Annotated in this window: 24 protein-coding genes and 1 pseudogene; 7 read left to right on the top strand and 18 right to left on the bottom strand. The window is 36.6% G+C overall.

Features of this window, described 5'->3' with window-relative positions:
- Positions 1-32 precede the first annotated feature (32 nt).
- From hprK to AC2CGN_RS18525, 4 genes are all read right to left on the bottom strand, one after another.
- Positions 33-968 (bottom strand): HPr(Ser) kinase/phosphatase, encoded by a 936-nt coding sequence (gene hprK / locus AC2CGN_RS18510; protein ID WP_283869488.1) that lies wholly within the window; start codon positions 966-968, stop codon positions 33-35.
- A 238-nt stretch (positions 969-1,206) separates the two neighbouring features.
- Positions 1,207-1,527: a cytochrome c551 gene (cccB, locus tag AC2CGN_RS18515; protein WP_484515464.1), complete on the bottom strand. Its 321-nt coding sequence runs from the start codon at positions 1,525-1,527 to the stop codon at positions 1,207-1,209.
- Positions 1,528-1,574: 47 nt separating this feature from the next.
- On the bottom strand, positions 1,575-2,417 hold the full coding sequence (locus tag AC2CGN_RS18520; protein WP_484515466.1) for a YitT family protein: 843 nt from the start codon (positions 2,415-2,417) through the stop codon (positions 1,575-1,577).
- A gap of 204 nt (positions 2,418-2,621) precedes the next feature.
- Complete coding sequence (locus AC2CGN_RS18525; protein WP_484515468.1) at positions 2,622-3,851, bottom strand: EAL and HDOD domain-containing protein; 1,230 nt, start codon at positions 3,849-3,851, stop codon at positions 2,622-2,624.
- Positions 3,852-4,075: 224 nt separating this feature from the next.
- On the opposite strand from AC2CGN_RS18525, the gene AC2CGN_RS18530 reads away from it, so the two are divergent.
- From AC2CGN_RS18530 to AC2CGN_RS18545, 4 genes are read left to right on the top strand one after another with little or no spacing between them, the layout of a single operon-like run.
- Positions 4,076-4,450, top strand: coding sequence for a GntR family transcriptional regulator (locus tag AC2CGN_RS18530; protein WP_429982968.1), 375 nt, complete (start codon positions 4,076-4,078; stop codon positions 4,448-4,450).
- Positions 4,447-5,340, top strand: coding sequence for an ATP-binding cassette domain-containing protein (locus AC2CGN_RS18535; protein WP_484515470.1), 894 nt, complete (start codon positions 4,447-4,449; stop codon positions 5,338-5,340). Before AC2CGN_RS18530 ends, AC2CGN_RS18535 begins: the two co-directional genes overlap by 4 nt.
- Positions 5,324-6,052 carry a hypothetical protein gene (locus AC2CGN_RS18540; protein WP_429986066.1) on the top strand — a complete coding sequence of 243 codons (729 nt, stop codon included), beginning with the start codon at positions 5,324-5,326 and terminating at the stop codon, positions 6,050-6,052. Before AC2CGN_RS18535 ends, AC2CGN_RS18540 begins: the two co-directional genes overlap by 17 nt.
- The gene (locus AC2CGN_RS18545) at positions 6,049-6,777 is read left to right on the top strand and encodes a hypothetical protein (RefSeq protein WP_484515472.1); all 729 of its coding nucleotides are present in this window, start codon (positions 6,049-6,051) and stop codon (positions 6,775-6,777) included. The genes AC2CGN_RS18540 and AC2CGN_RS18545 overlap by 4 nt, the downstream gene beginning before the upstream one ends.
- A 52-nt stretch (positions 6,778-6,829) precedes the next feature.
- On the opposite strand, the gene AC2CGN_RS18550 is transcribed toward AC2CGN_RS18545, so the two are convergent.
- The 8 genes from AC2CGN_RS18550 to lplA all read right to left on the bottom strand — a co-directional run bounded on the left by AC2CGN_RS18550 (position 6,830) and on the right by lplA (position 15,574).
- The gene (locus tag AC2CGN_RS18550) at positions 6,830-7,474 is read right to left on the bottom strand and encodes a VTT domain-containing protein (RefSeq protein ID WP_283872917.1); all 645 of its coding nucleotides are present in this window, start codon (positions 7,472-7,474) and stop codon (positions 6,830-6,832) included.
- 272 nt (positions 7,475-7,746) lie between these two features.
- The gene (locus AC2CGN_RS18555; protein WP_484515474.1) at positions 7,747-9,294 is read right to left on the bottom strand and encodes a fatty acid--CoA ligase family protein; all 1,548 of its coding nucleotides are present in this window, start codon (positions 9,292-9,294) and stop codon (positions 7,747-7,749) included.
- Between the two features lie 331 nt (positions 9,295-9,625).
- On the bottom strand, positions 9,626-11,560 hold the full coding sequence (locus AC2CGN_RS18560) for an FtsX-like permease family protein (protein WP_484515476.1): 1,935 nt from the start codon (positions 11,558-11,560) through the stop codon (positions 9,626-9,628).
- Positions 11,532-12,308 carry an ABC transporter ATP-binding protein gene (locus AC2CGN_RS18565; RefSeq protein ID WP_286925470.1) on the bottom strand — a complete coding sequence of 259 codons (777 nt, stop codon included), beginning with the start codon at positions 12,306-12,308 and terminating at the stop codon, positions 11,532-11,534. Before AC2CGN_RS18565 ends, AC2CGN_RS18560 begins: the two co-directional genes overlap by 29 nt.
- Before the next feature lie 13 nt (positions 12,309-12,321).
- Entirely contained in the window at positions 12,322-12,747 is a 426-nt protein-coding gene (locus AC2CGN_RS18570; protein ID WP_484515478.1) for a hypothetical protein, read from the bottom strand.
- 11 nt (positions 12,748-12,758) lie between these two features.
- Positions 12,759-13,742: a sensor histidine kinase gene (locus tag AC2CGN_RS18575; RefSeq protein ID WP_369593726.1), complete on the bottom strand. Its 984-nt coding sequence runs from the start codon at positions 13,740-13,742 to the stop codon at positions 12,759-12,761.
- Entirely contained in the window at positions 13,742-14,446 is a 705-nt protein-coding gene (locus AC2CGN_RS18580; protein ID WP_283869501.1) for a response regulator transcription factor, read from the bottom strand. Before AC2CGN_RS18580 ends, AC2CGN_RS18575 begins: the two co-directional genes overlap by 1 nt.
- Before the next feature lie 135 nt (positions 14,447-14,581).
- Positions 14,582-15,574, bottom strand: coding sequence for a lipoate--protein ligase (gene lplA / locus AC2CGN_RS18585; RefSeq protein WP_429986070.1), 993 nt, complete (start codon positions 15,572-15,574; stop codon positions 14,582-14,584).
- Between the two features lie 144 nt (positions 15,575-15,718).
- On the opposite strand from lplA, the gene yhfH reads away from it, so the two are divergent.
- Entirely contained in the window at positions 15,719-15,844 is a 126-nt protein-coding gene (gene yhfH, locus AC2CGN_RS18590; RefSeq protein WP_012292204.1) for a protein YhfH, read from the top strand.
- A 516-nt stretch (positions 15,845-16,360) separates the two neighbouring features.
- Here the strand turns inward: yhfH and AC2CGN_RS18595 are convergent.
- The 6 genes from AC2CGN_RS18595 to AC2CGN_RS18620 form a co-directional block, all read right to left on the bottom strand.
- On the bottom strand, positions 16,361-18,550 hold the full coding sequence (locus AC2CGN_RS18595; RefSeq protein ID WP_484515482.1) for a YhgE/Pip family protein: 2,190 nt from the start codon (positions 18,548-18,550) through the stop codon (positions 16,361-16,363).
- A 103-nt stretch (positions 18,551-18,653) separates the two neighbouring features.
- On the bottom strand, positions 18,654-19,226 hold the full coding sequence (locus AC2CGN_RS18600) for a TetR/AcrR family transcriptional regulator (RefSeq protein WP_054772371.1): 573 nt from the start codon (positions 19,224-19,226) through the stop codon (positions 18,654-18,656).
- A 120-nt stretch (positions 19,227-19,346) separates the two neighbouring features.
- Positions 19,347-19,862 carry a FixH family protein gene (locus AC2CGN_RS18605; RefSeq protein WP_429988049.1) on the bottom strand — a complete coding sequence of 172 codons (516 nt, stop codon included), beginning with the start codon at positions 19,860-19,862 and terminating at the stop codon, positions 19,347-19,349.
- The gene (locus AC2CGN_RS18610) at positions 19,863-21,254 is read right to left on the bottom strand and encodes a sensor histidine kinase (RefSeq protein ID WP_429986072.1); all 1,392 of its coding nucleotides are present in this window, start codon (positions 21,252-21,254) and stop codon (positions 19,863-19,865) included. It lies immediately after the preceding gene.
- Positions 21,251-21,934: a response regulator transcription factor gene (locus AC2CGN_RS18615; RefSeq protein ID WP_286925478.1), complete on the bottom strand. Its 684-nt coding sequence runs from the start codon at positions 21,932-21,934 to the stop codon at positions 21,251-21,253. The genes AC2CGN_RS18610 and AC2CGN_RS18615 overlap by 4 nt, the downstream gene beginning before the upstream one ends.
- A complete protein-coding gene (locus tag AC2CGN_RS18620) occupies positions 21,931-22,896 on the bottom strand; it encodes a YncE family protein (RefSeq protein ID WP_484515485.1) in 966 nt (321 codons plus the stop codon). Before AC2CGN_RS18620 ends, AC2CGN_RS18615 begins: the two co-directional genes overlap by 4 nt.
- A 190-nt stretch (positions 22,897-23,086) precedes the next feature.
- Between AC2CGN_RS18620 and AC2CGN_RS18625 the strand changes: the two genes are divergently transcribed.
- Positions 23,087-24,172, top strand: coding sequence for a glycosyltransferase family 2 protein (locus tag AC2CGN_RS18625; protein ID WP_484515487.1), 1,086 nt, complete (start codon positions 23,087-23,089; stop codon positions 24,170-24,172).
- 170 nt (positions 24,173-24,342) lie between these two features.
- Positions 24,343-24,809: pseudogene (locus AC2CGN_RS18630) on the top strand (collagen-like protein); the annotation flags it as partial.

A 24,809-nucleotide genomic window follows, 5' to 3' on the forward strand; every position in this document is an offset into this window, starting at 1 on the left:
TTTATAGGTCATTTTATCCTAATTATGAACAATTAATCATCTAACTCATCAGCGGAAGAGATCACCTCATCCAAACGTCTTGAAAACTCCTCTGCTGCATTAACACCCATTTTTTTCAAGCGATAATTCATCGCTGCAACCTCAATAATAACAGATACATTACGGCCAGGTCTTACAGGAATTGTTAATTTAGTTAACTCTGTATCAATAATTTTCATTTTCTCTTCCTCTAGACCCAAACGATCATAAACCTTTTCAGGATCCCAAATCTCCAGTTCTATAATTAAGGTAATACGCTTGTAGGGTCTTACAGCACTTGCTCCAAAAAGCGTCATAATATCAATAATACCAATGCCTCTTATTTCAAGTAAATGTTCTAAAAGCGGAGGCGGGCTACCAATTAAAAAATTCTCTGATTCCTGCCGAATTTCCACACAATCGTCAGCTACTAATCGATGGCCTTTCTTGACAAGCTCAAGAGCAGTTTCACTTTTTCCTACGCCACTTTTGCCGATAATTAACACACCAATACCATAAACATCCACTAACACGCCATGTGCTGCTGTCATTGGTGCTAAGCGTCCCTCTAAATAGTTGGTAAGCCTACTAGAAAATTTCGTTGTTGTCATATGTGTTTTAAAGACAGGCACATGCTTTTCATTAGAAGCCTGCAAAAGCTCCTCTGGTACCTCTAGGTCACGAGAAATAATAATAGCTGGAGTATCTTGTGAACACAGTAAACGCATACGCTCAAGCTTAACATCTGCAGGTAACATTTCAAAAAAGGACAGTTCTGTTTTTCCAAGCAATTGGACTCGATTTGCAGGATAATGAGTAAAATATCCTGCCATCTCTAGCCCTGGTCTAGATATATCACTAGTGACAATCGTCCTTCCAATTCCTTCCTCACCAGCTAATAGGTCTAACTTAAATTTCTCCATTACGTCTCTTGTTAATACTACGACCAATGTTAGAAGCCTCCATTCAATGGAATTGAATATTGTTTGTTCTGTTAACGGTCTCTACAACTGACCGTATTTGCTCATTTTTCACTAACAATCAGTCTCTCTGATTGCAGTATTACTTTATTTTAGCATGACTATGTATAAAAGAAATGTATTTACTCTCGCTCGCTAAAGGAAGAGAATTACTCTCTATAAAGCATAAAAAAACTAGCGGTTCTCCTGTCCGCTAGTTTATACTCTCTTATTTTTGAGTAGCTAACCATTTAGCCACAGCTTTTGCATCTTCACCTTTAACAATACCTGGAGGCATAGAACCTTTACCATTTTCGATAATATCTAAAATTTCAGTTTCAGATAAACGGGCACCTACATCTTTGATAGCTGGTGCATTATTTTGCCCCTGCAATTCGCCTCCATGACATGTGATACAGGATTTCATAGCGATCGCTTCACCATCTGGTGTAGCACTCGTTTTTGTACCTTCATTAGTCGTCTTACCACCGCCACAAGCGGCTAAAAAGATTGCTGAACCGAACACTAATGTTAACATTACCTTTTTCATTAGTACCCCTCCTCAAAATAAATAACTTCCACAGTAGTATACCAAAATTATGCACGTTTGAAACCTTCTCCTAATACCTCATATGCATCGGAAACGATAACAAACGCTGATGGATCAACGGTTTTAATGAGTTGTTTCAGCTTTGTGAATTCTGTTTGGTAAACAACAACCATCAGTACTGGTCGCGCCTCACCCGTATAACCACCAATTGCAGGTAATTGTGTCACACCACGATCAATTTCAGCATAAATGGCATCACGTACCTCATCTTGTTTCATCGTAATAATATAAACCATTTTGGATTGGCTAAAGCCTAGCTGAATAATATCGATCGTTTTTGTTGTCACAAATAATCCAATCAGGGCATACAAACCTTTTTCTAAGTCAAAAACAATTGCTGCACTAATAGCGATGACCCCATCAATCAGTAGTACACTAGTACCAAGAGATATTCCGGTAAACTTTGTAATAATTTGCGCTAGCAAATCAGTGCCACCAGTAGAAGCATTCCCTTTAAAAACAAGTCCTATTCCTAAACCGACAATAATTCCTCCAAAAAGCGCACCAAGTAAAGGATTATCAGTCCAGGGCTCCCAACTATTTGTTAATAATACAATGAACGGTAAAGTCACTGTGCCAACAAACGATTTTACCCCGAATTTTTTGCCAAGTAATAATACACCCGCAATAAATAGTGGAATATTAAAGCAATATTGAACAATCCCTGGATTCCAGCCGAATAAACCATGCAATATTGTACTTATTCCACTTACCCCGCCTGAAGCGACTTGATTTGGTAATAAAAAGACATTAAAACCAATAGCTATCACTGCCGCTCCGATAATTACATACACATACTCCACAATGTTTTCCCTAACATCATGTCTCATTTCCCCACGCCCACTTCAACTATCAGAATTTTTTAAGACGTGATGATTATAGCAAATAGTTTTGACGTTGAGAACTTCATCATGATGAAGGAAATAAGCAAGCATATTATTTACTTTCATCAATCCATATATAACAAATTATTCGATAAAAACAAAAAATAAGTACCTGAACGAGCATTTAAAGGGTACTTATTTCTGCTTTGACTATAATGATTTTTCAGCCCATTCGATTGCCTCATGGTATAAAAGATCAATACTTGTCAAATCTATATTGATTTTTGGAGCTAGCTCTTCTAGGCTATCCCAGTCCAGTTTCCCCAGTGCAACACTAAATTCTAGATATGGTGTCATCTCAGTTTGATACCCTAAAATGGTTGCTTTTATATCTTCAGAGAATGGAAGTTGCTGTAAAATAATATGTAATGGTCTTTGCAATAAAGTATCAATCAATGAAAACATGCCCACAAAAAAATACTCTGAAAAATTTTGTTTATAGGAGAGCTTCGCTAATTTTTCACATGCTTTTGCTCTAAATAATGATGTTCTCATTACTTCCTTAAAAAGATCCGAATCAGTATTCATATCTATTTCCCGCATGGCTAATAAGTAAATCCATTTGCGTAAATCGGCTATTCCAAGGATTAAAATCGCCTGTTTAATAGAGCGTACCTTCGATTTAGAACGCCTAGAAGAATTATTAACCATTTGTAATAATTTATAGGTTAACGAGATATCACGTTCAATATTTTCAGATAATAACTGGATATTAGGCTCCTCTTCTTTTAGCAGCGAAATAATATAAAAATACTGAATCGTATTCACTGGTATATCGGTTGCTTTTAAAATTTGAGGCTGTTCAAAAAAATAACCCTGAAATAACTCATAGCCTGAATGCTTCGCTACTTCAAATTGATTACGTGTCTCAACCTTCTCAGCAAGTAATTTAATATGAGGGAATTTTCCCTTTACTTTGTTCTCAATTTCCATACGTTCAAGTAAAGGAGACAATAGAAAATCCACCTTTATAAAGTCTATATGAACAAATAATTCGTCATAAATTTGTACATGCTCATCCAGTATAAAATCATCTAAAGCAATTTTAAATCCATATGATTTAAGCTCAATAACCCGCTCAACTAACTTCGGTGTCAAAGGGACATCCTCTAAAATCTCTATGACCACTTGAGATGGATTTAGGTATTCATTGATTGAGCTCATTAGCAGATTTTCAGTGAAATTGACAAAGCAAGGCTTACCGTTTGTAACTTCTTCTATTCCAATTGAAAGAAATGAGTTTACTAATACATCGACTGTTGCTGCATCTGAATCAACCATCGGAAAAGTATTCACATTTTTGCTTCGATATAACAATTCATATGCAACAACTTGTTCATGAAGATTAAAAATTGGTTGTCTGCCAATAAATACTTCCATATTGTCGCCCCCATTTCTCCATTATTTGTAATGAATATTATAACATTTTTTCATGACCATTTGCTTATCATTCATCATACATGTAAAAATGTTCTCCAGTTACACAAAACCTTATAACTACTTGTAAAAAAAATGCCTCCTTATTTGACATTTAATTTGATTTAAACTATAGTACATTACAACACTAATGCACTGTAATACTCTGAAATGAAGGGAGGGTTTTCATGCATATTCATCTAGACAGTACAACACCCATTTATATTCAAATTGCCGAATGGCTACAACATGAAATTATCGCCAATCGGTTACAGGCAGACGAAAAGGTTTATTCACAGTATCAGCTAGCTGAATTATTCAATATTAATCCCGCTACGGCCGGTAAAGGGCTGACCATTTTACTTGAGGAACAACTTCTTTATAAGAAACGGGGGCTAGGTATGTTTGTTGCAACAGATGCAAAGGATCGAATTTTATCGAAACGTCGCAATGAAATATTAACAAAGATGGCTCAAGAGATTGTTTTAGAGGCACAACGCTTACTTGTTTCTGATGAGGAATTGCTAGCACTAATTAAAAAAACACAGGAGGAATTGAAATGAATGTTATTCAATGTGAAAAGCTATCTAAAAAATTTGGGCGTCTTCATGCACTCCAAGATATTACTTGTACAATAAATGGCGAAAAAATAATCGGTGTTATTGGTCGTAATGGAGCTGGTAAATCAACATTGCTAACGATTATAGCAGGCTTTCTAAAACCGACTAATGGTTTCTGTCAGGTATTCAATGAGACTCCCTTTAACAATATTCAAACTGCTGCCAACACCATTTTAATTGATGATCGGTTAAGCTTTTCAGACTACTTATCCCTAGAGGAAATCTTAAAAATGGGGGCTGATTTTTATCCAAATTGGCAAAATGAGTTAGCATATCGACTGCTACATTATGCAAACATTGATCTTTCTGTTAAACATCAGCAATTATCGAAAGGACAAATGGCTACCTTTAATCTTGTCTATGGATTAGTAAGTCGCTGTGCATTAACTATATTAGATGAGCCAATGAATGGTATGGATGAGGCTATTCGAACAGATTTTTATAGAGCCATTCTAAAGGAATACATAGCCTTCCCTCGGACAATTTTAATCGCTAGTCATCATTTACAAGAAATGGAGTCCATTTTGGAGGAAATTCTGCTTATAGATGAGGGTACTGTCGTTACACATGCCTCCGTAGATGAACTGAAGGAACAATTAATTGCCTTGAGCGGACCAAGTGATAGGATGAAATCCTTGCTTTCAGAAACTGACGTTTACGCCCAACAGATTGTAGGTGGAGTGTCCACGGCAATTGTCGATGCAAGTAAACTTTTCATCACGGAGGAAATGCTTCGCACAAAAGGCATTACAAAATCAGCCCTTACTGCAAGTGAGATTTGCAGGTATTTAACCAATCATAAAGGAAGTGATATCGATGCAATCTTTGACTAATATGTCTTTTAAAACAATCATCAAAAAGCAAGTGAAATGGAAAGCCAAATTATATAGTTCAGCCCTTAGCTCTCTTATTATTTTGCAAGTTATTTTTGGCGCATTGCTTTTTAGCTCTGGGAGTGGTTCAAGTGGTCATGGACGCGGGAATTTAAATGTACAGTTCTCCATTTATTCGCTTGATACGTTTCTTTTTATTACTGTATTTTGGGCTTTTATAACAGCCATTCTCTTTACTACAAAGGCATATCGCATGGATGATTTATCTATTATTTCAAGTCGAACTTCAAGTGCAATCGCAAATATACTTGTACTTATTCTTTATAGCTTTTTTGCTGTCTTAATTATGTTAGCTAGTTACTATATACAAATATTAGGTTTGATGTTAATGGAAAAAGATACATTCATAATTGATAAACTTCTTATTTCACCATCAATTTTTATTTTGTGCATCTGTAGCATTTGTTTATTTAGCGCAATCGGTTTACTATTTGGTTACTGCTTCCAAGGCCCAAGCATCATAAAAATAGCATCGATAGTATTATTAGCAATTGGCATTATTTCACCGATTATTTTTCCCGAGTCTGTGAATCTTCAACCATTCATACAATTACCAGATCTCATGCTTAGCGGATTTTATATAATAGTATCTATATTGTGCTTTACTCTCTGTATTTGGATTGCTGATAAATCGGAGGTGTCTCGCAAATGACAAACGCTACAGTACTCCTACTCTCATTATTGATTACAATATTATTGCTTACCTTGGTCTTTTTTATAGTAAGAAAGGTAAGTAACAAAACCAAAAACTTCTGGACTCTTAAACGTCTATCAATTGGGATTACAGTATATATTGGAGTTGGATTATTTGCACTACTATATCTGAGCCTTTTTGCAAATTCATCCATACAGGTATTATCGAAGTCAGAATTAAAGAAAATTGAAAAGAATATTGAGTCTATCCAAAAATATGATCAGGAATATAACGCTTCTTTTTTAACAGACAACTATAAGAAGAAAACATGGGAATTTGATTTTCTAGGTGGTACATTGCCAGTAACAATAAATAACGGAAATGAAGACTCAAACCTTAATATTCGTCACCTTTATAATGATAATATTCCAGCAGGAAAAGCACTTGTTTCCTATTATCAATTCCCGGCTATTATAGATGGCATTGATATTTCAGATAAGATCCCATTACCAAATGTTTATATGTCACAAAATCAACTTTGGATTGAAGCTTTATCGAGGCACGAAGTTAATTATCATCGTATAAAAGCATCCATAGGTATTTTAGATTTCAATCGAGAGGAAGATTTTGATGACGACTATCCGTCTTCCATCTTCTATCTTTCTTCCAATTTTATTGTCATTGAGACACCCAATGGAACAGATATTGAGGATTCTCAGGGGGTTATACAATATTTAAGATAGACTAAAAGAAGGACAGTCCATGCGATTTTTTATCACCTTTGGACTGTCCTTGTTATTTTGCACTTTTTGATTTAATAGCTCCAATTACTGCTGGTATTACGGATATAAGGATAATTAAAATTAGCACTGTTGAGAAGTTATCTTTAATAATTGGAATATTACCAAAGTAAAATCCTAATAATGTACAGCTGAATACCCATAAAATTGCACCTACAACATTGTACATAATGAAGTAGCTATATTTCATTTTACTTGCACCTGCAACAAATGGTATGAAAGTTCGGATGAAGGGCATAAAGCGTGCAATGACAATTGTTTTCCCACCATGTGTATTAAAGAATTTTTCTGCGGCTTCCATACGTTCCTTTTTTATAACCCTGCCTAGAAAGCTCTTTGGTGGAATGGATGTTCCTACTTTATGACCAATATGATAATTCATCGTATCTCCTAAAATTGCAGCTACTAAAAATACGGGAATTAATATCCACATATCAAATGCGCCCATTGCTGCAGCTAATGTACCACTTGCAAAGAGCAATGAATCACCTGGCAAGAACGGGAAAATGACAACACCTGTTTCAACAAAAACAATGGCAAATAAAATAAGATAACTCCAATGACCAAAATCGCGAATAATTTCCTCTAAATGCACATCGATATGCATAATAAAGCTAATTAACTCCTTGATGAGTTCTATCATTTTTCCGAATGCTCTCTTTCAATTTAATTTTCTAAATGCTTTGACGCAAAGTTACGCCAAAGGGTTCCATTATTGTAGCAGCCTACTATAGACTACTTTCTCACTATATGACAAGCCTTGAAAAAGTATGTAACAGTTATCACAAGTTTGATTTTATCACTTCCTGATAGCTACGCTCAACTTATTTCCTGAAAGAGCAATTTCTTTTTACAAATTAGCATTATACAATAAAAAAAGCGCTACTATTTTCCAATAGTAGCTACTTCATTTTATACTTTTTCCTTTAAAGAGCGACGTAAAATCTTTCCGGTTGTATTCTTCGGTAGTTCATCCATAATTTCTATGACTTTAGGAACCTTATATTTCACCATATGTTTTGTACAATAGGCAAGTAGATCCTCTGTGGAGGTTGCTGCTACTTCCTTTAAGACAACATATGCATGAACAGCCTCTCCTAAATTAGGATCCGGATAGCCTATAACTGCCGCTTCAACGATATTGTTATGAGCAAAGAGTACTTCCTCAACCTCTCTTGGATAGACATTGAATCCCCCTACAATAATCATATCTTTTTTACGATCAACGATATAGAAATATCCCTCTTCATCAACCTTCGCTAAGTCACCCGTATATAACCAGCCATCACGTATAGCCATCGCTGTTTCTTCAGGCAGTTTATAATATCCCTTCATAACGTTAGGTCCTCTAACAATTAACTCCCCTACTTCACCGACAGGTACCTCTTGCCCGTTTACGTCTACAACTTTATTTTCAACATTGCAGATGGATGTCCCAATGGAACCTGCTTTACGATCGCGGTCCAATGGATTAAAGCAAGTTACTGGTGAAGCCTCTGACAAGCCATAGCCCTCCGAAACACGTACATTAAATTTCTTCTCGAAATTATGTAATAGTGCCACAGGTAATGAAGCGCCTCCTGATATTGCTAAGCGGATTGTCGAGAAATCTTCTGGATTGCCTTCAGGTAGTTGATATAAAAAATTATACATTGTAGGTACACCAGCAAATACAGTTGCTTTTTGCTCTCTTGCTAAGGCGAAAATCTCGGTTGGACTAAAGCGTGGTGCAAGTAATACCGTAGCTCCACTCAATAATGGTGCATTCGCAACAACTGTTAACGCAAATACATGGAAAACTGGCAAGGTTGCAATAATACGATCATCTGCTTTATAGCCTAAATAATGTGCAACATCTCGTGCATTAGAATAAATATTTTCATGTGTCAGCATGGCTCCCTTTGGAGTTCCTGTTGTTCCAGAAGTATAGAGAATAATGGCATTATCATCATCGGCCACTTCTACAGGCTGTAAAGAGTCTGATACGTTAGCAATCACCTGTGTAAATAAATGTGTTTTTACTTTTGCCTCTTGTGACAAGGCTGCAATTTTTTCTGCAGTATCTGCTGTCGTTTCACAAATAATAAATGATGTAACTTGTGGAAAAGCCTGTACACCCTTTTCTACTAGAGGTAGAAGGGCATCAAGTGCAATAACAGCCTTAACATCGCCATTATGCAAAATATAAGATATTTCATCCGGTGTATAAATCGGGTTGATTGGTATTGCAGTAGCACCTAAGCGCATCGTCGCATACAAGGCAATTAAATAATGCGGTGTGTTGCCTAATAAAAATGCTACATGGTCCCCCTTTTCTACTCCTAATTCTTGTAACCCCTTTGCAAAACGTCCAACTGTTAACTCGAACTCGCCATATGTTGTATCTTTCCCCATAAAATGATACGCAATTTTATCTGGCTGTTGCACTGCTTGTTGATGAACACTCGAAACTAAATTCAATTACACCATCCCCTTATCGTATCAATTTCGCCTAAGCGTAATTACGTCCGGATTTTGAATTGTGCCTGTACACTTCATTCCTTTGAAAATCCGTGACATCCGCTGGAGGCTTTATCTTCATTCAGTAGATATTTGGATATTCCTTAAAAAGGAATTACACCCGCATCCATATCACCACCTCAGAGGTGGGAGAAATCTATTGAATGAAAATAAAATGAATCATCATTCAGTATTATTATATAAGAAATATATCTAAAAGACAATGAGACTTTTTATTTCATGTCAAAAAAACCGTCAAATAATTCATTTTTTTCTCTTTTATACACCTACATTACGAACGAATATGGGAGATGTAGCGCCATCGAATTAGATAGAAATAGATTACTTGTATTAAAACAAAGAAACCAAATGCAAAGAAAACTTCCTTAACAATGGAAATATTAGCAATATCCTTTAAAATGCTTTGAACCATTAGAAAGGCAAAGGCACTATGCATCATTGCTACACCCCATGGCAAGAAAAATTGCGGGAAGAGATGCCGATTCACTAACTTTTTGAGCTCTGTATCTGTTAAGCCCATCCGTTTTAAAACATCAAATTTACGCTTTTCTCGTTCAAGAGAGGTATGCAATTTAAAGTAAATAAAACTGCCTGCCGCTAATAAAAATACTGTTGCCACCAGAACCCCTACTAATGTAAATAATGAGTAGGTAGCTAATATATAAGAATAATTTAATCCTGCGTTTTCAAAATAGAATGGACTGAATTTACCTTTCTTTTTGAAATATTGAGATATAGCTAATTCATCAATATCACTACCAATATCCTTTGTTTCCATCCATTGAGGAATATAAAAAGTAAATAAATGATAAACTGGTTGCTCAACATTTTTATTAATAATCGGCTTAACGAGCTTGGCAAAGTCCTCATCACTTATAATAATTGAATTGACACTAACGATAGAGCCTGGGAATATGATTTTAGGATAAACACTATCTATAGTGATTGGGATAGAATTTTCCTCTAGAATGGTATGTACCACTCTATTTTTTAATTTTTTTAAGGAATCCTCTGAATAGGGTATGAATACAGCTTCTCCTGGTGCCAAATCAAGCAATGGGTAGCTAAAGGAAGATAGTAATACGTTCATATCTGATTCTCTAAAAACTTCCACTTCATTATGTGTAAAAGAAGACGTTTGCTTTACTACAACGAAGCGGGATAAATGATAAGATAAACCCTTTTCTTCTAACTGAATCCGCAAAGAGTTAATATGACTTCGTTCATATGGATTATCCACATCTCCTTTATATACAAGCCCTAGTGGATTTAAACGATCATACTGCGTCGTATACGAAGACATTGTCGCTAATACACCAACCGATAAAAATGCCAAAGTTGATACCATCGTTACAACAAAAAACATTTTCACATTATCCATCATAATATGGGTTTGCTCAGCTAATGAAAGAAGGCGATAGCGCTGCCAATGGAATTTTCGTTTACCTCGGGCTACATCTAGAAAGCAAGGTAACGAATCACTGAAAAAATAATAGGTCCCGAAAGTCGCTGAAAACGGAATTAATAAAGTCAATCCAATTAATGATGTATTTGCAACGATAAACGCTAGAATATATGTGGATAAAATGAGGGCAATACCATATATTGCTCGTATTTTCGAATAAGTAGAACCTTTATTTAAATAGTCATTTCCTTTAATTAAATCACGTAACTTTCTTTCACGAGTAAAGTACACACTGATAAAAGAGATGACCACAAAGGCACTAGTAAAGACACCGATTGTTAGCAAAAATGGTTGCCAAGAAACATACAATGGCAATTGATCTAAGTGTAAAATTTCTCGCACAATCATGAAAAAGAATTTTGAGAAAGAGAAGCCAAATATAATGCCAACAATAATGGAGCCTGATCCTATAATCATCGTTTCTAAAAAAACTAATCTATTCATCTGACGTCTTTCCATACCTAGATGCAATAAAATCGCAAATTCATGTGATCGGGCCTCTAAAAACGCACTCATCGAATAATACAGAAAGAAAAGTGTAAAAAGAACAAGTACAATTTCAGCACCAATCATCCCAATTAGTGATACCTCACCTAAAATACCTCGTTCAATATCTGGATGAAACATTAGCATGGAATAGATAAAAAACACAGCCACAGAAAAAAAGCTTGCCATGAAAAAGGCTCCGTAAATACGGCTGTTCCGTACGACATTACGGTAAGCGAATTGTCGAAAGGTCACCTACTTGTCCTCCTCCTAGTAAGCTTAAAACATTTAATATTCGTTGGAAAAACATTTGACGGCGATCATCCTTATAAATTTCGTTGAAAAATTCCCCATCCTTAATAAATAACACACGATCACAGTAGCTCGCTGCAATAGGATCATGTGTGACCATGACGATCGTCGTTTGTTTTTCCTTATTGATTTTTGTTAAAAGTTCAAGTACATCACGCGAAGAATTCGAATCTAAATTTCCAGTTGGCTCATCTGCTAAAATCAAACTTGGATTATGAATTAGTGCTCGTCCAATAGCTGTTCTTTGTGCCTGTCCACCAGATATTTCATTTGGTCGTTTTTGCAAGAAAGAAGTTAAATCTAGCTTTTCCACAATGCTTGCCAAACGTTCCTCCATGATTTCTAATGGTTGTTGATCCAACGTTAGGGGCAACACAATATTTTCTTCAACTGTCAGCATATGCAACAGATTAAAATCCTGAAAAACGAAACCCAATTGTCTTCTTCTAAAGTAGGCCAGCTCTGTTGCATTTAGCTTATGCGGATTTAAACCATCTAAAATAATTTCACCGCTAGTGGGTTCATCAATGGTTGAAATAATATTTAATAATGTAGTTTTTCCGCTTCCTGATGGACCCATGACTGCTAAAAACTCGCCCTCCTCAACATCAAAGCTAAGTTGATTTAGTGCACGATGTGTTACCTTGCCTTCATAAACCTTTGTCACATCTTTTATTTGTAAAATAGACATAGCTTCTTTCACCTTATTTCTTAATTAGTTCCAGGGATTCTGGTAATAGCCATTGCAAGACTACCTCAAAACCAATTTGAAAATGTGGCTCTGCAATAGATGTCTGATCATCGTCCTCAACAAGACTAAAGCAATGATTGCCAACAACAACATCCCAAGCATCCATTTCCCCTTCAATAACTTCTCCACATACTGTATAATGTCCGCTATACATCACCTGTTCACCATCTACAGGAAAAGCATTTAGTAAAGTTGGTTTTTGTAAGTCTAACCCAAGACAATTTGAAAAATGCATAACTTCTGCATCAAGCAAAAGACTAGCCTTACGAAAATTTTTGCAGGAAAGACATTCACAGTCACCATGATTTGATTCGATAAATGCTTCCGTTTTTTCGCTCTCGATATTCAAAACCCATTCATTAAAATGTACCTCTTTCATCCTTGCTCCCCCTAATTCGTAAATGTCACTGTCACAATTGTTCCTTTTCCTACCTCTGATGTAATGTTTAATTCGTGCCCTAGCTTTTCACAAATCTCCTTAGCTAAATATAAGCCCATTCCTGTAGATTCCCCTGTTTTACGACCATTTTCTCCGGTAAAAAAGGCTTTTGTGACACGCGAAAGATCTGAGGCAGGAATACCAATACCTTCATCGCAAATGGCTAATTGCACATGGTCATCCCTTTCCACAGCAGAAATAACTATTTTTTTATTGGCTTCAAAGGTATATTTAACAGCATTGGTTACAAATTGTCCGATAATAAATCGAAGCCATTTAGAGTCACTTGCTACGATTAGGTCATCCTCGATATGAATTTCAGGAAAAACTCTTTTCGTAATAAATAAACGTTTATTTTCATTTACAGTTGCAGTAACAATTGTTTTTAATGCCACTTGCTCTACTTGCATGTCCTCCTCAAAGTTCTCCAATCGAGCATTCACAAGCACCATGTCCAAGCCTCTTCGTAAACGATCAATCTCCTCCTGCACATTCCTTTTATCAAGTGGGCGCTCATCCTGCAATAAAAGCTCAATTACAGATATGGGTGTTTTCATTTGATGCACCCATTGATTCATAAATTGATCGTGCCGTTTTTGACTTGCATACAATGAGTGGAGCTCATGCTGATAAAGTCGATAAAGCTCATGCATATATTTTTCAGTCTGTATCGCTTCCGGCGTTTTCGCGTTTTTTTGGAGTACATCCTCCATAGTTTTTGGAAGCTGCGAGATTTTCAATAAATAACGCTGACGCATTAAATAGCGGACAAGTAAAAAAGAGGCTAGCAATACTAAACTAATACAGAAGGAATAAATCGCAGTATCAACGTTTCGAAAACCGTCGAGCCCATATAAGACCATGATGAATCCAACTAATAGTAGCTGGAACACAATGAATGATGCATAATCACGCAAAAATAATTTCCATCCCACTATAGCTCACCTGCGCTTAACATAAAGCGATAGCCAGCACCGCGCACTGTCTCAATCGTGGAAGAAATATGATAATCCGCAAGTTTTTTACGTACTCGTGTCATATTCACGTTCAATGTATTTTCATCCACAAAAGCCTGATCATCCCAGAGCTCTTCTAGTAATTGCTCACGAGTAACTACTTTTGGAGCATTACCCATTAGTAGCTCCAAAATAATACATTCTTTTTTCTGAAGGGGTATCTCTAAATCATTTTTATGAAGCTCCATTCTCTCTAAATGAAGAATTAGCTGTCCCTGCTTAATCGTCCGTTCTTCTTGTCTTGCTGCATATTCACCATATGTACGGCGCAAGTGACTACGAATCTTTGCCAGCACAATCTCATAGTTAAACGGCTTTGTGATAAAATCATCACCACCATTTTCCAATGCGAATATTTGGTCCATTTCCCCTGAACGGGCAGAAATAAAAATGATTGGACAAGTTGTATGCTGACGTAATTGACGACACCAATAATAGCCATCGTACGCAGGTAAATTTATATCAAGCAACACCATATGTGGGTTAAATGCTGTAAACTCTTCAATGAGATGATCAAATTCTTTAATTGTTTCAACTTCGTATTGATATTTTCTAAGCGTTTCCGCAAGTAATGATGCAATCTTTACATCATCTTCGACAATAAATATTCGATGCTTCTCCATATGAACACTCCTTTCTACTCTTTATTGTATCAAAAAAAGGTTCGACGACATAATTGTCTGCGAACCTTTATCGGAAAAGATCATGTAATTCGAGTGCGACGTCTTAGGCATGCGTCTTTTTCGAATTAGCTTTACTTAATAAATTAATTGTAAAAACTCTTCAGTTGTAATTCCACCAAAGTATGTTGGAATATCAATATCCGCTAACGCTTCAGCAATTGCTGCTCGATTATAGTTTGTCCCAACTAGTCGTTGTGCAACATCCGCCATGTCTCCTACTCCAAAAAAATCACCAAAAATATGCGCCTCTTCAATAATGCCGTGATTTACCTCTAAGCGAATATCAATGCCTCCTGTTGGGAAACGATGTGTTTTTTGAATATTAAAGCGTGGAGATTTACCGTAGTTCCACTCCCAAGTTTGATAACGTTCTGCAGATAGTTTATGGATATTTGCCCAGTCTTCCTCCGATAGCTCATAGTAACGAATATTTTCCTCACCATTAAAAATGGATTTCAAAATTTCTAATCGGAACGCTTCAACAGTCATCTTATCCTTCAAAAATTCTGAGATATTAGCCACTCGTGAGCGAATTGATTTAATGCCTTTGGATTCTATTTTATCCTTCTTCACTTTTAAAGCAGATACAACAGCATCAATTTCTGTATCAAACATCAATGTGCCATGACTAAACATTCGCCCCTTAGTAGAGAATTGTGCGTTTCCGGAAACCTTACGTCCCTCTGCCAAAATATCATTACGCCCCGAAAGCTCTGCATTGACACCCATTGCAGCCAGTGCTTCAACAACAGGCTGCGTGAATTTTTTATAATTCATAAAGCTTTCGCCATCATCTTTGGTAATAAAGCTAAAGTTAAGATTTCCTAAATCATGATACACTGCACCACCACCAGATAGTCGTCGCACAACAATAATGCCGTTGTCCTCCACGTAATCTGTATTAATCTCTTCAATAGTATTTTGATTTTTTCCAATGATGATGGAAGGCTGGTTTATGTAAAAAAGGAGTACAGGTTCCTTTTCAACATCCATTGTTTTTAATAAGTACTCCTCAATGGCAAGGTTAATGCGTGGGTCATGAATTCCTTTATTATCAACAAAAATCATTGTTTGCTTTTCCTCCTTCACAAAATATCCATATTTATTTTAACGCAAATTAGGCATTTTGTGTTGACGAAAAGCATCTGTTATAATACACTAGAAAATATCAAAACAGTAATAGTACAGATGAACTTAAAGGAGGAGTCCACAATGTTAGAAAACGTAGTTGAATTTTTCAAGAACCTACCTGCAAAGCAATGCACAGAATGCGGTGAAAAAATTGAAGAACAAAGTGAATGCTACAGCAACACTTGTGAAAAATGTAACCACCTATAAGCATTTGCCTATTCTGTAATTTTGTCATTTACGTGCCCCACACGTACTATTAATGACACTCCTCATCATTTTTGATGAACCCTTAATTAAATCTCTTACACTTACGAAACAACAGCTGATACGCTCATATCAGCTGTTGTTTTTTTATTGTTGTTTCTGGGATCTAGCAAATTTTTTAATTTCCTGGGTAGAGGAGACTTCCTGCCTGAGCGAATCCTTTCTATACCCGAGCAGGTTGCCTCCCACCTGAGCGAATTTTCTCTCGACCTGAGCTGTTCTTTCTCTCACCCGAGCGAATTTCCTCTCAGCCTGAGCTGTTCTGTCTCTCACCCGAGCGAATTTCCTCTCAACCTGAGCTGTTCTGTCTCCTACCTGAGCGAATTCTTCCCATGCCTGAGCGAATCTTCCCTCCACCTGAGAAATTTCTCACAATAGCCAAGCCCTTGAAAATACTCAATACAATAGCAACATAAAAACACCCACCATTTAATTGGTGGGTGCATAGTAAGTTAAATTTTAATTTTCTTCAGCTACTTTGGAATAGCGTTTTGTGTGTAGTAACATGAAGTATCCGAACGTAATTGCTAAGAATGCAACTAGGAAGCCTAATAGAACGCCGTAGTTTTGCATTAAGAATGTCATATCGCCTGTAGAAATACTTGTTTTAAAGGCTTGAACAGTATATGTCATTGGTAATAGTTTGTTAAATACTTGTAACGGTGATGGGATTAACTCCAGTGGGAATGTTCCCGCACTTGTTGTTAATTGTAAAATTAGTACAACAATTGCTATGAAGCGTCCTGGATCACCGAAGATAGACACTAACATTTGAATTAATGCTAAGAAAACATAGCTTGTTAATAATGCTGTTAATATGAAGTATCCTAAATTATTTACTTCAAGACCAAGTCCCCATTTAACAATAACCACTGTTAATATAGTTTGAACTAAGCCGACGAATGCTAATACTGACACCTTACTTGTAAACCAAGCTGCTCCATTTTTCGGACGAATAGCTGGCTCTACAAGTGGGAACACGATGGAAATTAATAATGCTCCGACGAATAGGCCAAGGGAAATAAAGTATGGAGCGAAGCCTGTGCCGTAGTTAGGTACATGGTTAACAGATTCCTTATCGACTTGAACTGGGCTACCTACCATATCATATGTGTCTTTATTCGCATGAACTTCATTTGCTTTCTCACTTGCTTCACCTAATTTGCCAGATAAAGTTGATGTACCATCTGCAAGCTCCGTTGAACCATCTGCAAGTGTTGCAGAGCCTTGTGCTAGCTCACCAGATTTTGAGGCAAGTGTAGATGTACCTTGATTTAAAGTTGTTGTACCATTCGCTAATTCGTTTAAACCAGACGCTAATGTTTTAGAACCTGTTACTGCTGTTTTCACGCCAGCATTTAGTTCACCTAATTTTGCTGCTAATGTCGTATTACCTGCTTGAAGACCCTTAGCGCCTTCCACTAATGCATTACTTTTTGCAGTTAGTGCGTTTGCCCCTGCTAACACTTCTGCCTGACCTGCTGCAATTTGAATAGCTCCAGAACTAACTTGATTTGCACCAGCTTGTAATTTTTCTGTGCCTGCAGATAACGAATTTAAACCATTATGCACGCTTGCACTTCCAGCTTGAAGCTCTGCTAATGTTTGCTTTAATACCGCTGCTTGCTCTTCAGGCATTGAAGCCATCATACCTTGTAATTGGTTAGATAAGGCTGTAATTCCTGCTTCTACTTTTGCAGAGCCAGATGTTAATTGGTTTGCTGCACCATTTAATGCACCAGCGTTCTCAGCAATAGAAGCTGCGCCTGAACTAATCTGTTGTTGTTTGTCATTTAAAGTGTTTAAACCTGCTTCTACTTTCGCAACACCCTGTGTATATTGCGTTAAACCTTGCTCAAGACTTGTAGCACCATTAGCTGCTTGTTGGGCACCTTTTTGTAATTGCACTGTACCATCCTGAAGCTTTACTAAACCAGTAGATAAATCATTTGCACCTTTGGCAGCATCTCCAGCACCTTTTGTGATTTTATCTGTACCATTTGATAACTCAATTGTGCTTGATGCTAGTTGCTCAAGATAACCTTTTAAATCTTTCGCACCATTAGCTACTTTTTGAGCACCTTCATCTAGCTTATTAGAGCCGTCAGCAGCCTCTGTAAAGCCGTCTCCAAGTGTTGCAATGGAATCAAATAATTTTTCTGCATAAGTCGCTGAAACCTGTGAATTTACTTCTGCACGTACACGATCCATTGCTGTTTCACCAATCTGTGCACCAAGGAAGTTTAATCCTTCATTCGGAATATAGTTCATCACTAATTTAGAAGGTTTGTCATCTAATAGTGTTGTTGCATGATCAGAGAAATTTGTTGGAATTTCTAAAATCATGTAATAGTCACGGCCATTTAAACCTTTTTCAGCCTGTTCTTTAGATACTTCAATAAAATTAAATTGCTCACTATCAACAAGCTTTTCGACTAGGGTATCACCTAAGTCTAATTTTTCCCCATCCATTTCAGCACCCTTATCTTCATTGACAATTGCTACTGGTAGGTTAGGTAGGCCTGCATATGGATCCCAGAAAGCCCATAAAAACATGCCTGCATACATGACTGGGATAAATAATACAGCGATGATTGACACAAGCATTTTTCTTGTTTTCAAGATTTTCAGCCATTCAGCTTTAATCATAAAATTACCTCACTCCTATACTAGTTGACCGAAAACGTCAGTCGGTCATTTTAATCCAAAAAATTGAAACCTTCCATGAGTAGACTGGTGCTTGATCCAGTAATCAAGTTAAAATTAGTCCACGAAAGATTGTTTCTTTAAAAAGATTTAAAATCTTTTCCTCGGGAATCATATCACCATGTAGTTCATGCCAATCAACGACAAATGCTAGATATGCCTTTAGCAATAGATAGCTTACCAATTCTGCATCACAGTCTCGAATCTCACCTTTATCAATACGCCTTTGAATTAACTCAGCAACATACGATAAAATCTCAGTCTCGATACGGATGAGAACTTGTTTGACAACTGGCGTTCGTAATTCTTTTTCCTCCTCTAATAACTTCGCAAATAAAAGATGTTTTTCACGGAACTGAAGCATTTTCATTAAAGCATTATGTGCATTGTCCATAAAACTAGCTGATGCATCCAACACTGCATCTGCTTCTGCCTTCATCTCTCGTACAAGTGACATAGCTATCTCTTGAAATAAAATTTCTTTATTTGCAAAGAATGTATAAATCGTACCCTTACCGACATTAGCAATTTTCGCTACTTGCTCCATCGTTGTCGCCTTGTAACCAAACAATGTAAAAGATTTTGCAGCTGCTTCAAGAATTTCCTGCCTACGATCCATTAGTAACATCCTTTCTTGTTATGTTATGTACATTCTTAGTACACAGAAACAAAATGACCAGAAAACCATTCCGGTCATCTGGTCATTATCATATTCCTATTTTAACAATAATGCAAGTGTTTAATCATGATTTTTTTCATTTTTTTCTTCATCACTTTGCTCTGTATCTTTACCATGGTTCATCATATTATTATCCATGCTGTTTTTCGCTTTGTCATCCTCTGGTACAACCTTTGACATATCTGGGTTTCCAGCTATAATTTGTTGCTTAGGCATATTATGTACGCCATTAGCAGTTGTATGAGCGTACATATAATAAACACCATCATGGTCGAAAGTCGTTGTTGCTTTATAAACGCCATCCTTCTCTAAATTTCCTTCAATCAATTGTCCTTCATCACGTTTGCCAGATTCCCAAACCTCAAATTCTACAGCAGCATTATCGACATTTTTTCCACCCTGCTCAACATGTGCGGCAAGTTCAATTGTTTCATTAATTGCTACTTCTTTTGCTGTTAAAATTTCAACATCTGGTATTTGAGGTACCTCTGGCTCCTTTAATGTTGTCGGTTCTTTTTCCCCACACCCAACTAATAATGTAGGTACTGCTATTAATGCAAACAACCATTTTTTCATTTATTCTTCCTCCATTAATGGCAACGTAATCTTCACCGTTGTGCCCTTTTCTACTTTACTTTCAATTTCAATTTTACCGTATAGCTGCTTTAAAAGCTGCTCCACAATTGATAGGCCTAAGCCACTACCACCATCTGCTCGACTACGGGCCTTATTGACACGATAAAAGCGCTCAGTCACATGTGGTAGATCCTCCTGTGGAATACCAATTCCATAATCCTTTATTATAATCTGAGCATTGTTATGATTCTCCACAGCTACTATTTCTATCTTTGACTGCTCATTCGAGTAATTAATAGCATTTTCTATTATATTAATAAAAATCTGCTTCAGCTTGATTTCATCTGCTTTGATAATTAAAGCATCGTCAGCATCTAAATGGAGTACTATCCTCTTTTTTTCTGCCTGATGAATTAATATCTTTTGAACTTCACGTAATGTTTCAGCAAGTGGAATTGGATATAGGGTAATTTCTTTTTGCTCATTCTCCATCCGAGCTAGTTGAAGCAGTTCATTTGTTAAACGCTCCATACGATTTGCCTCGCGTACAATCAGCTGAATAGTTTCTTCTTTCTGTTCTTCCTGTATGAAACCATTATGCAATGCTTCACCATAGCCCTTCACATAACTAATAGGCGTCCGTAATTCATGAGAAACGGTAGCTAAAAACGTTTTTTGCGCCTCATCCTCTTGCTGTATAGAAGCTGCCATTTTATTAAAGGTACTAGATAATCGCCCAATCTCATCTCTTGAATTAACCGGCACACGAGTTCCATAATTTCCATCCGACATTTCTTCTACTGCCCTTTGCAATTCACTTAACGGTCGCATTATATGGCGAATCCCTTTATAAATTAAAAAACTTATTACGAGTAAAAATAATAGGGCGCTTCCAACTAGAAAAATAACCTGTTCATTTGCTAACTCACTAATTTTTGCCAATGGAAAGTAAATATAAATGATGCCTTCAAGTCTATTCTGATCTACTAATGGGAGTACTACAGAAATAAGCTGTCTGTCAAACCGAGGTTCATACCCTATTTTCTGTACATAATGACCTGCTAATAATTGCTGGCGATCCTCTGGACCAATCAATGTTTCATAATCAATATCGAATGGTACACAAGCGCTAAGCTCACGAGGATTTCTAACTGCAAAAATATTTAAATTTGAATAATTACTATAATGTTCAATATCTGCAATAAATTCATCAGTTACTTTTCCGCCTGCATACATAGTTTGTAATTTTGTACCGACCTCAATCATCATATCTTCTGTGTCTTCCACATAAAGTCGTTCATATAAAAAATCAGTCAAAACATACATGAATACGACTGTTATAATTAAAAAAGTAAAAATTAATATCCAAATACGAGTAGAAATCTTTTTCATTCGTTTGCGTCAAAACGGTAACCTACTCCCCAGACGGTTTGTACATATGCCGCTGCTTCCTTTCCAAGCTTCAGCCGTAACGTTTTAATATGTGTATCCACAGTTCTTGTTCCACCAATATAATCAATATCCCAAATGCGTTCTAACAATTGCTCCCTCGTATAAGCATTTCCTGGATTTTTCATAAATAGATGCAATAGTTCAAATTCCTTTAGCGTAAGTGGGATACTTTTATCATTCACAGAAACTTTTCGAGATATTTCATCTAACTTAATCGGTCCAATAACAATATATTTTTGCTGTATTTCCGTAATTCTTGAGCCAGTTCTTCTCAAAACGGCACGTATACGAGCTAGTAGTTCCTCTACTGTGAATGGTTTGACAATATAATCATCCCCACCAAGCGTAAGCCCCTTTACCTTATCTTCATTTGCGTCCCGGGCAGTTAAAAATATGATTGGTACATTCGACATTGCTCGGATACTTTGACATACTACAAAGCCATCCTCATGCGGCATCATAACATCAAGTAGAACCAAATCAATTTGTTCACGAACAATAATATCATATGCCTCCATACCACTTGCTGCAGTAAAGGTTTCAAAATTAGAATTATTAAGCATCATCTCTATTAGATTGCGCATATCTCGCTCATCATCAACAATTAATACAGTTGTCACAATTTTTCCTCCCTCACTAACAGTTGAAATGCACCTTTTCCAACATCCACTGTTTTTTCTACATGACCATCATTAATAAAATACAATGTGTGATCATCATACCCAGCAACCACAATATAGTCCTTAAATTGATTAACAACAAATGGATTAGCCCCTACCTCTAGCTGCCATTTCACCTTACCATTAAAGTCAGCTACATATAATTCATTATGTCCATGACTAATTACAAGCACTGAGTCTTTCGTTTTTGTTAATCCCACAGGCATTAACGGCATCTCTATTTCTCCATGCAATTCGCCTGTAGCTAAATCATAACGCTTTACGGAGCTATTAGGTTTACTGCCATCACCATGCCCTCCAACCCACAGTTCATTTGTCTCCTCTATTATCGCTAAACCATGAGCTGATTTTGGAATGACCCATTCCTGTTCAACCTGCAGATCTTTGACATTTAAAATTGATAATTTGGTATCTTTAAAATTTATGATATATAGCTTTTCCTTAAAAGCTACCATGGACATAGGGTAATTACCTAACTGCTGTGAGGCAAGCTCATTTCCCTTCTCATCAAAGCTTGTCACTGTATTCGTGGTGCTATTCGTAATAAAGAATTGTTTATCATTTTCGGAATAATAAACATTTGTAGTACCCATCTTCACTTTTTTTGAATAGAGCTTTTCCCCAGTTGATAATGTATAAACATCAATTTTATCTAACTGATGACCGAACAATAATATACGATTGTCTCCCAGCAATACTGCACCAGTATAAGCTTTATCGAACAACCATGTGGCAATTACCTTCCCCTGTTCATCTATAAAATCTAATGATGGTTCTTGTATATTTAAAGACGCAATAAAGTTCTGTTTGCTCTTGATAGGCTTAAAGGATAAATCCGTACAGCCAGCCAACCATACCACTAGAAGTAAAGAAAGAATGAAGAATGCAAACCTTTTCAACATCATCACCTCTGCTTCTTAACTATACTTCACATTTGTGAAATCCGAGTGAAACTTGATTGGTAATTCTATGACAAACCAGCGGCATTGTCAGATTCATTATAAAAATAATGCTACTAACAAACATTTATCCAACTCTCCTCTTTTAGAAAACATATACTACATAGATTCTGGAAAGGAGGTTATTTTAGTTATGGTGTCAATTAGCTTATGTATGATCGTAAAAAATGAAGAGGATGTTATTGGTAGATGTTTAGCATCCGTTAAAGACTTGGTTGATGAGATTAATATTATTGATACGGGTTCTACCGATAGTACAAAGGAAATCGCTAAACAATTTACTGATCGAATTTTTGATTTTAAATGGATTCATCATTTTGCAGCAGCACGAAATTTTTCATTTCAACAAGCAACAAAGGAGTATATTTTATGGCTTGATGCAGACGATGTATTTTTAGCGGAAGATCAGGAGAAATTCAAATCTCTAAAACAATCATTAAACTCAAATATAGAAGCAGTTTCAATGAATTATCACTTAAGTTTTGATAGTGAGGGCAATGTAAGCTCTCTAATAAGAAGATATCGTTTAGTAAAAAGGGATAAACACTTTCAATGGATAGGAGCTGTCCACGAATATTTAGAGGTAGGTGGCCATCTTTTAGATAGTGATGTCGCTGTCAGCCATTTACCACTTAGTCATGATCATACTCGAAATATTAATATCTATAGGCAACTCGTCCAATCTGGAGAACCTCTTTCCCCCCGTGATACATTTTATTTCGCAAATGAATTACTAGATCATGGACAATTTGAGGATGCCCTATTTTACTATGAAACATTTTTAACCTCTAAATTGGGCTGGGTAGAAGATAATATTCAAGCATGCTACAAATTAGCAGATTGCTATTCCCATTTAAATGATACAGAAAATTATTTGAGCTCTATATTAAGAAGCTTCGAATATGATATTCCCCGCCCAGAAGCGTGTTGTAGACTAGGATTCCACTTTATGGAGAATTTTAAAAACTACGAAGCTATATTTTGGTACGAACAAGCCCTCGTCATTAAACAAAACCCAAACGCCCCATTCCAAAATAAAATCTATACTACATGGTTACCGCATTTACAACTTTGTGTACTTTTTGATCGCTTGCAACAATATGAACTAGCCAATGCCCATAATGAATTAGCCAGATCGTTTATTCCAAATGATGAAAAGGTTTTACACAATAAAAAGTATTTTGAACGAATCTTAGGGAAAGACCATAAGAGCTCGTAATATATTAATTTAATTAAGTTTTTTAAAGTTATAATCTGGCACAAAACAACTTTTCAATAAAACTTCCAAAAAATAAACTATGAACAAATCCTATTTATCAAAAAAAGAGGTAATTATCTATTTCTTCTATCATCTCAATGAATACGATATCTGAGAAAGGAGGTGAGAAAATGGATTTTGCAAATTTTAAAAATAGGATTTGTAGTAGATGTAACTCATTTCCTTGTAATTGTAAAAGAAATTTCCCTCAAAATTGTCCTATTTGGCCAGTTAAACCTACTGGACCTACCGGAGGAATTACAGGACCTACTGGCGCGACTGGCGTGACTGGTCCTACTGGAACGACTGGACCTACTGGCATTACTGGGACTACTGGCGTTACTGGAGTCACTGGACCTACTGGGGTTACCGGAGCTACTGGCTCTACTGGGGCTATTGGCGTTACTGGGGTCACTGGTGCTACTGGGGTTACCGGGGCTACTGGGTTAACTGGGGTCACTGGCGTTACTGGTGCTACTGGACCTACTGGTGTTACCGGAGCTACTGGCTCTACTGGCGTTACGGGCGTTACCGGCATTACTGGTGCTACTGGGTTAGCTGGAGTCACTGGACCTACTGGTGTTACCGGAGCTACTGG

This window comes from Lysinibacillus sp. DFXJR4 (assembly GCF_057196045.1).

Excerpts from the sequence above, each read along its gene's own strand:
- cccB (WP_484515464.1), bottom strand. The coding sequence starts at position 1,527 with ATGAAAAAGGTAATGTTAACATTAGTGTTCGGTTCAGCAATCTTTTTA.
- AC2CGN_RS18520 (WP_484515466.1), bottom strand. The coding sequence starts at position 2,417 with ATGAGACATGATGTTAGGGAAAACATTGTGGAGTATGTGTATGTAATT.
- AC2CGN_RS18525 (WP_484515468.1), bottom strand. The coding sequence starts at position 3,851 with ATGGAAGTATTTATTGGCAGACAACCAATTTTTAATCTTCATGAACAA.
- AC2CGN_RS18530 (WP_429982968.1), top strand. The coding sequence starts at position 4,076 with ATGCATATTCATCTAGACAGTACAACACCCATTTATATTCAAATTGCC.
- AC2CGN_RS18535 (WP_484515470.1), top strand. The coding sequence starts at position 4,447 with ATGAATGTTATTCAATGTGAAAAGCTATCTAAAAAATTTGGGCGTCTT.
- AC2CGN_RS18540 (WP_429986066.1), top strand. The coding sequence starts at position 5,324 with ATGCAATCTTTGACTAATATGTCTTTTAAAACAATCATCAAAAAGCAA.
- AC2CGN_RS18545 (WP_484515472.1), top strand. The coding sequence starts at position 6,049 with ATGACAAACGCTACAGTACTCCTACTCTCATTATTGATTACAATATTA.
- AC2CGN_RS18565 (WP_286925470.1), bottom strand. The coding sequence starts at position 12,308 with ATGTCTATTTTACAAATAAAAGATGTGACAAAGGTTTATGAAGGCAAG.
- AC2CGN_RS18570 (WP_484515478.1), bottom strand. The coding sequence starts at position 12,747 with ATGAAAGAGGTACATTTTAATGAATGGGTTTTGAATATCGAGAGCGAA.
- AC2CGN_RS18580 (WP_283869501.1), bottom strand. The coding sequence starts at position 14,446 with ATGGAGAAGCATCGAATATTTATTGTCGAAGATGATGTAAAGATTGCA.
- lplA (WP_429986070.1), bottom strand. The coding sequence starts at position 15,574 with ATGATTTTTGTTGATAATAAAGGAATTCATGACCCACGCATTAACCTT.
- yhfH (WP_012292204.1), top strand. The coding sequence starts at position 15,719 with ATGTTAGAAAACGTAGTTGAATTTTTCAAGAACCTACCTGCAAAGCAA.
- AC2CGN_RS18595 (WP_484515482.1), bottom strand. The coding sequence starts at position 18,550 with ATGATTAAAGCTGAATGGCTGAAAATCTTGAAAACAAGAAAAATGCTT.
- AC2CGN_RS18600 (WP_054772371.1), bottom strand. The coding sequence starts at position 19,226 with ATGGATCGTAGGCAGGAAATTCTTGAAGCAGCTGCAAAATCTTTTACA.
- AC2CGN_RS18605 (WP_429988049.1), bottom strand. The coding sequence starts at position 19,862 with ATGAAAAAATGGTTGTTTGCATTAATAGCAGTACCTACATTATTAGTT.
- AC2CGN_RS18610 (WP_429986072.1), bottom strand. The coding sequence starts at position 21,254 with ATGAAAAAGATTTCTACTCGTATTTGGATATTAATTTTTACTTTTTTA.
- AC2CGN_RS18620 (WP_484515485.1), bottom strand. The coding sequence starts at position 22,896 with ATGTTGAAAAGGTTTGCATTCTTCATTCTTTCTTTACTTCTAGTGGTA.
- AC2CGN_RS18625 (WP_484515487.1), top strand. The coding sequence starts at position 23,087 with ATGGTGTCAATTAGCTTATGTATGATCGTAAAAAATGAAGAGGATGTT.